This window comes from Nocardia sp. NPDC004718, assembly GCF_053601535.1.
Genome location: NZ_JBSGCA010000178.1, coordinates 1 through 1073, shown reverse-complemented (window position 1 = coordinate 1073; position 1073 = coordinate 1). Strand labels below are relative to the sequence as shown.

1 pseudogene is annotated in these 1073 nt (G+C 62.6%); it reads left to right on the top strand.

The window, feature by feature from the left end:
* Positions 1-773: 773 nt before the first annotated feature.
* Positions 774-1073 (top strand): annotated as a pseudogene (locus ACWEH3_RS36215) (hypothetical protein); the annotation flags it as partial.

Here is a 1073-nt window from a genome sequence, read left to right as displayed (position 1 = left end):
CGGATGCGGGGAAACCCCGCCTGTCCGGTTCGGGAAGAGGCCGTCGGAAAAGGACCCGAGCCACGGGCACCTCGTCGGCGGCCCACTTCACTCGGCGAGAGGTCCGGGGAAACGGGGCAGGAGCTATCCCGCAACCGCGCCCCGGGCCTACTCAGCGATCGACCCGGGTCGAGATGCGGAAGACTCGTTGATAGCATCATATTGCGGGTGTTCTGATCTCGGACTGATGAGGGTTCTGCTCCCGAATTTGGAGGCCGGTTGCCGCGGTGATCTGGATGTGGTCGGCCAACTCTTGGCCTTTGTCCGAGGTCAACATCCGATGCAGGGTCCGCGGCAGCGTGGGCATCGTTTGTCGTAGCGACTGAACACCGGCAATCGCTCGAAGGTGATCGTTATTGGCGGCTGAACACCCTCACACGGTTCGCTAACCGGCCGCTCGGACCGGGTCCTCCCGTCATACTGACGGTCGTGGGGTATAAAGCCGCGCGGGGCAATCGCACAGGGGACGGGTTTGGTGGCCGGTGCCCTGCGGCGGCGGGTACATATCTGCCCGATTTTCGGCCGGTACTACTTCTGATCGCTATTTCGTCTGATGAGAAATCCGACTACTCGACATATTGGAATGCACATCGGCAGTGCGCAGGCACGCACGTCGGCAACCTGATGTCGCGACCGGCTGCCGAGAATCATAGCGGCAGTGGAGGTTCGGAGCACCTGTTCTGACCTGCACACTTGCGAGACGCTTACAATCTGATGAAGGATTTCTGCGTCTGATGAAAGCGGTTCGCGAAGGTGTGATGCGGGTGTCGCGGGATGTTCTGGCGCCGGGCGCGGCCCGGTTGCAGCTGGTCAATGGTGTCTCACTGCTGCGGCCGGACGGGCAGGTGTTCACCGCGATGCTCGACGGCTGGCGGAATCAGCAACTGGCCCGGAACCTGGCATTCTCGACGATCAATTCGCGAGACAAGGCGGTGCGGGCCTTCACCGCGCACGCGGACGAGTTCCCATGGGCCTGGAGTTCGCGGATGGCCGACGAATGGCTCGGCGACCTGCGGGCGCTGTGCAATCTGAAG